General features: G+C 63.7%; 6 protein-coding genes. 1 reads left to right on the top strand and 5 read right to left on the bottom strand.

Annotated elements, in window-relative coordinates; genetic code table 11:
* The coding region (locus tag EOA23_RS30655; RefSeq protein ID WP_127306874.1) for an alcohol dehydrogenase catalytic domain-containing protein at positions 1-884 on the bottom strand (884 nt) is incomplete at its 3' end.
* Positions 885-995: 111 nt separating this feature from the next.
* Between EOA23_RS30655 and betI the strand changes: the two genes are divergently transcribed.
* The gene (gene betI / locus EOA23_RS30650; protein ID WP_189341765.1) at positions 996-1,634 is read left to right on the top strand and encodes a transcriptional regulator BetI; all 639 of its coding nucleotides are present in this window, start codon (positions 996-998) and stop codon (positions 1,632-1,634) included.
* 59 nt (positions 1,635-1,693) lie between these two features.
* Here the strand turns inward: betI and EOA23_RS30645 are convergent, their stop codons facing one another.
* The 4 genes from EOA23_RS30645 to EOA23_RS30630 form a co-directional block, all read right to left on the bottom strand.
* Complete coding sequence (locus tag EOA23_RS30645) at positions 1,694-2,521, bottom strand: SDR family oxidoreductase (protein ID WP_127306872.1); 828 nt, start codon at positions 2,519-2,521, stop codon at positions 1,694-1,696.
* 18 nt (positions 2,522-2,539) lie between these two features.
* On the bottom strand, positions 2,540-3,310 hold the full coding sequence (locus EOA23_RS30640) for a glucose 1-dehydrogenase (protein ID WP_126060861.1): 771 nt from the start codon (positions 3,308-3,310) through the stop codon (positions 2,540-2,542).
* 7 nt (positions 3,311-3,317) lie between these two features.
* Positions 3,318-3,824 (bottom strand): acetone carboxylase subunit gamma, encoded by a 507-nt coding sequence (locus EOA23_RS30635; protein ID WP_126060860.1) that lies wholly within the window; start codon positions 3,822-3,824, stop codon positions 3,318-3,320.
* A gap of 5 nt (positions 3,825-3,829) precedes the next feature.
* A partial coding sequence (locus EOA23_RS30630) for a hydantoinase B/oxoprolinase family protein (RefSeq protein WP_127306871.1) occupies positions 3,830-5,808 on the bottom strand: 1,979 nt, incomplete at its 5' end.

Genomic DNA, 5,808 nt, shown 5'->3' with positions numbered 1-5,808 from the left:
GTGCCGACGCTGGTGCCGGTGATGAGGACACCGGTGGCCGTAAGCCATTCCTGGATGAGCGGCACCGGCTGGAAGACCATGGCCGCGGCGATGATCCTGCCGCGCGGCCGGATGCCCGCGACCATGGCGTCCCAGGTGGCGGTGGTCGGCGCGAAATTGATGCAGGCGTGGTATTTTTCGCCCTTGGCTGCCAGCCGCGAGGGCAAGCCGCTGTCGGCGATTTCGGTTTCCGCCGCATCGTAGCGGCGCGCGATCTCCAGCTTCGCCGGATCGCGGTCGACGGCAAGCACGCTGACGCCGAGCCGGCTGGCGATCTGCACTGCGTAGAGGCCGAGTCCGCCACAGCCGAAGACGATGCATTTCTCGCCGGCTTTCAGCGCCGCCCGTTTCACAGCGCCGTAAGCGGTGACGCCGGCGCACATCAGCGGCGCGGCGGTCACCGGATCGATGGTTTCGGGCAGCGCCACCGCGAAGCTCGCGTCGCAGACGACATATTCAGCAAAGGCGCCGGGCACGTTCAAGCCATGCGCGCGATGGTGCTGGCAAAAGGACTCGTAGCCATCCAGGCATTCGTCGCAACGGCGGCAGGTGTCGTGGATCCAGGGCGCGCCGGCACGATCGCCGAGCGACCAGCCGCCGACGCCCTCGCCGATCGCCTCGACGCGGCCGATGCCCTCATGACCCATGACGAAGGGGGAAGGCGCGTGCGGCGGAACGCTCTCGCCGCGCCAGATATGCACGTCGGTATGGCAGACGCCGCTGGCCTGAAGCCGCACCAATATCTGACCGGAGCCGGCGACCGGACGCGGCACGCTGGTGATCTCGAGCGGCTCGCCGTAGCTGCCTAGGACCGCGGCCCGCATCGTTTGTGTGTGCGATGTCATCGATAGTCCGTCCGGCGTCTGCTTGCTTTCGCAGCCTAGGCCTGCCAAAATCATATGACAATACAAAAATTTGTTAGAGCGTACAAAATTTTCGTCGGATATACGAAACCCATGGCGACCAGGACGAAGAAACAACGCACTCGCATCGAAGACATCAGGCGGGTCGAGCTGATCGAGGCGGCGCACCGCATCTTCCTGCGCGACGGGCTGAAGGGCCTGACGACGACCCGCATCTGCCATGAGGCCGGCATGTCGCAGGGCATCCTGACCTATTATTTCAAGGACAAGGACCAGGTCCTGTTCGAGATGGTGCGCTACGCCAACCGCGTGCTCATGGACGCCGTGGTGATCAATCTGCGCCAGGCCGAGACAAGATGGGATCGCCTGACGGCGATCGTCGACGGCAATTTCCCGGAAGAAAAGTTCGAGCGCAACACAGCCAATGCCTGGGTGTCGTTTTATGCGGAAGCTGCGCACAACCCGCGTTACGCGCGGCTGCAGGAGCTGTTCTACAAGCGCTTGAGGTCGAATATCGGCTCGGCGCTGTCGCCGCTGTGGTCGAGAGAGGAAATCGACCATTTCGTGCGCGGCTTCGCCGCGATGCTCGACGGCTTCTGGCTGCGGCGCGGCCATTCCGACGACGCCATCTCGCATCTGGAAGCGCGGGCGCTGCTTGTCGAGTATTCGGAAAAGATGCTCGGTCCGGCCGTGGTGTCGAAGCTGAAAAGGCTTCAGCTGCAGGCGGCGTGACGTTTTGGAAGGCATCGCCGGCAGCGAGCGGTTGCAGGCGCTCCTTGCCAGGGCGGGTTTCACCATAAGGCTCCACCGGTGATCTGAATATTTTCCATGGTGATCCCCTTGGCGAGATCCGAGCAGAGGAAGACGGCGAGCGCCGCGATTTCTTCCGGCTGCATCATGCGCCCCTGGGGGTTGCCCTTCCTGAACTCGTCCATCAATTCCTCTGCGCTGCGGCCCTTGCCTTCGCGCTCGACGACCTGCGAGACGTTGCGGCGCATCAGCTCGGTCTCGACCCAAGTCGGGCTGATCATGACGCAGGTGATGCCATGTGCTGCGCCTTCGAGCGCCACGCAACGCGTGAGCCCCAGCAAGCCCGCCTTGGAGGCGCAGTAAGCAGGATTGTCCTTCCAGCCGACGGAAGCGGCGGTCGAGCCGATGTTGACGATGCGGCCCCAGCCGCGTTCGATCATGCCGGGCAGCACCGCGCGCGTGGTGCGAAACGCCCCGGTGAGATTGGTGTCGACGATCTTGTCCCAGAGCTCGTCGGAATGGCCGCAGACCGGCTGCTCGGCCGTGGTGCCGGCGGCATTGACCAGGATGTCGGCCGGGCCGATCGCCGCCTGCGCTTCCGCGAAGAAGAGGTTGGTGAGGTCACTGTCGCGCACGTCGAGATGCGCGGCATGGACCTTGGTGCCATGCGTGGCAAGCGACGACTTCACGCGTTCGATCTCGTCGGCGCCGGGATAATAAGCGGCGTCCACCCTGCCCGCCTGCGGCGGCGCGACGTAGGATCCGACGGCGACATTGGCGCCGGCCTTGGCGAGCGCGGTGGCGATGGCAAAGCCCATGCCGGAAAAGCCGCCGGTGACGATGGCGCTGCGGCCGGTGAGATTGGTCATCGCCAACGGGCTCCGTTTTCACACTGCAAGATAGCCTCCGTCGACGACCATTTCGGAGCCGGTGACGAATTTCGATTCATCCGAGGCGAGGTAGAGGACCATGTAGGCGATGTCGTTGGGCTCGCCGAGGAAACCGATCGGGTGACGCGATAGCGCCTTGGCCTTCTCCTGCTCGAGCGTGCCGAGGTCGCGCAGATAGTTCTCGGTCTGCGGCGTCCAGATATAGCCGGGATGAATGGAGTTGCAGCGGATGCCGTTGCGCTGCTCGGCACAATGCACCGCGACCGCCTTGGTCAAGGTGCGCACGCCGCCCTTGGAGGCGCAATAGGCGGCAAGCTCAGCTTCGCCGATGATGCCGTCGATGGAGGACAGATTGATGATCGATCCGCCGCCGGATTTCTTCATCAGCTTAATGCCCTCCTGGCAGCCGAAGAAGACGCCGTCGAGATTGACCGCCATGGTGCGCCGCCATTCGGCAAGCGAGGTGTCCTCAATGTTCCGGGCGATGGCGATGCCGGCATTGTTGACCAGCACGTCGAGCCGCCCCAACCGTTGCTCGACCGCCGCCATGACGGACGACCAATCCTCAGGCTTGGACACGTCATGGGGCAGCGCCAGCGCCTCACCGCCGGCCTTGCCAATCTCGGCCGCCGTATGGCCGGCGAGGCCCTCGTCGATGTCGGTGACGACCAGTCTGGCGCCTTCCGATGCCAGCAAGAGCGACGACGCCCGGCCGAGGCCGAGACCGGCCCCGGTTACGAGCGCCACCTTGCCTGCGACGCGGCCCATTGCGGCATCAGTCTCCCTTGTTCAACAGCTCCAGCGGCTTGCCAAGCCAGTCGCGGTAGAAACCTTCGAGATCCGGCTCGAAATCATGCACGATCGGGTAGCCAGGCGCGGCCGCCTCGACTTCGTGAAGCGTGCCGCATTCCGGGCAGATGAATTCGCGGATCTCCATCCAGTCCGGATCCGGCAGGTCGCTGTTGGGGTAGATCTCGCGCAGCGTCTCCTCTGTATCGCGCACGATGATCGACGCCTTCAGCTTCCAGTTCTTGCGGTAGTCGCCGAAGGAGTGGCCGCATTCGCATTTCGTGACCCGCTCGTCACCGCTCTGGCAGATGAAGAGATGGTCGCCGACGGGGAGCAGGATCGGATCGCTCCAGGCGACCCGATCCTGCAACACCGCGACATATTTGAAGAAACGGTCATCGTCCTTGTAGGCGCTCATGATGCGACGTGTCTGCGGCCAGGGCAGCGTGCCGGCAACCAGATCGGCGATGACTTCCTTGCTGTATGAGGTCATGGTTCTTACTCCACGCCGAAGGTCGATTTGGCGTCGACATCCCAGAAGGCCGAAAAGTCCCTGGTGAAGCGCGGCGAGAGCTTGATCGCGCTGGCATACATCTTCTTCACCTCGGGCGCGAAATCGGACGCCTTCACCCGTTCACGCTCCTTGGCGATCCACTCCGAAACCGGTTTCGCGCGCGCCAGGCGCTTCGCACGCATCTCGGCGCGATGGCGCTTGGTGGCTTCGAGATTGGCGACCGGGAACCCCTCCTCGTCCTCATCGAGCACGATGCCGAAGATGCCTTCGGCAGCCTCCTTGGTGAGGAAGCCGTTCTCGACGTCCCAGGCGGTCTTCATCGGGTCGCGCTCCAGCACGTCGCCGTAGCCGCCACCGCCATTGTAGGAATGGGTGAAGACGTCGCCGGTCTTGTGCGGCGCGGTGATGTAGGGGCCTTCCAGCGTCACATGCTCGCCTTCCAGCCGGACTTCCAGCTCCGAGCGATAGGGATTGGTGCCGGTGTGATGGGCCAGCGGCGCGCCATTTTCGGCCAGTTCGAAAATGTTCGAGTCGCGCACGGCGCGGTGCTTCTGGCAGGTCGGCGCCGGATAGCCGCCGCACAGGCCGCCATTATCGAACACGCGCGAGGAATGCTCGGAGGTGACCAGCCGCAGATGATCGGTCTTGGAGACCAGCCAGGTCGACAGGAAGGAGCAGCCGCCGCGATATTTGCCGGCGCCGCCGGAGTTGGGAACGATGGAACGGCCGATATAGAGCATGGGCATATTCTGTTCCCAGATCTCGATATTACCCATGTCGGATTCCGGGTTCCAGCCGACATAGGCAGTGTCGAGCCCGTCCTTGATGGCCAAAGCGCCGGAGCCGGCGGCGGCGCATTCGAAATGCGCCATGCCGAAGGGCGTGCCGTACTGGCTGGTGCCCCCCATCTCGATCATCGGGCTGTTGACTTGGCCGACGAAAGCTTCCTCGACGAAGCCGCGGGCGATGAAGGAGCGCGACAAGAGCCGCTGGAAGACGCCATATGCCGGCAGAAGCAGCGCCCAGGAGGTGGCCGTCGCCACCATCTCGTTGTCCGGGTTGGTCCAGGTGCCGTGTGGCAATTTCAGCTCAGTGGCCATCCAGGCGCCATCATTGACCAGGCCCTCGAAGTTCATGTGCTGGGTCAGCGTCACGAACATGCCACCATCCATGCCGGCCGGCGTGCAGTTCATCGAATGGTAGCCCCAGGGCTGCGTGCCCTCGAAATCCATAATAATCTTGCCGTCGGTGGTGATCTCCATCTCGATCGGGATGTTGTAGAGCCAGTCGGGATCGCCGAGCGGCTGGTAACCCGGCTTGCCGGCGGTGACGTGGCCGTAGAAGGTGTGGCCGCGATAAATGCCGGGCACGGTGAGCTGGCGTGTACGGCCGAGTTGGGCGCGGCGGCCCTCCTCGATGAATTCCTTCGACACCTGCATCCAGTAGTCGAGACCGATCTCGTCGATCAGCGTCTTGACGCTCTCGCGCATGTCGATGCACGATGCCACCTTGGCCTTCTCGTCCAGCACCCAATAGATCGGCATCCTGAGATTGCGCTCACAGCGGATGACGTAGTCGCGCCGAAGCTCGTCATTCTCGCCGACCTTTTCGGCGCAGACGAACAGGCCTTCGGTGAAGCGCTCCTGCGCCAGCGCCACGTCACCGCCGGGCGTGATGCCGCCGGCTTCGAGCTCATGGCAGACGGCGCCAGCCCAGCCGACCAGCTTGCCGGAATGGAAGATCGGCACCACGTCCATGACGTCAGGCACCTGCACGGTGCCGATGAAGGCGTCGTTGTTGGCGAAGATGTCGCCGTCGCGGATTTGCGGGTTTTCCTCGTAGCCGTTGCGGATCATCCATTTGATGAAGCGGCTCATCGTGTGCACGTGCACCATGATGCCGTTGGAGAGCGCGATCGCGTCGCCTTCCGGCGTATAGATGGCGACGACCATCTCGCCGACCT

The sequence above is a fragment of the Mesorhizobium sp. M2A.F.Ca.ET.042.01.1.1 genome (genome assembly GCF_003997405.1).
Taxonomy (GTDB): Bacteria; Pseudomonadota; Alphaproteobacteria; order Rhizobiales; family Rhizobiaceae; genus Mesorhizobium.
This window is presented reverse-complemented; position numbering and strand designations above follow the sequence as displayed.

Coding starts and splice junctions, on each gene's coding strand:
- betI (WP_189341765.1), top strand. CDS start 996: ATGGCGACCAGGACGAAGAAACAACGCACTCGCATCGAAGACATCAGG.
- EOA23_RS30645 (WP_127306872.1), bottom strand. CDS start 2,521: ATGACCAATCTCACCGGCCGCAGCGCCATCGTCACCGGCGGCTTTTCC.
- EOA23_RS30640 (WP_126060861.1), bottom strand. CDS start 3,310: ATGGGCCGCGTCGCAGGCAAGGTGGCGCTCGTAACCGGGGCCGGTCTC.
- EOA23_RS30635 (WP_126060860.1), bottom strand. CDS start 3,824: ATGACCTCATACAGCAAGGAAGTCATCGCCGATCTGGTTGCCGGCACG.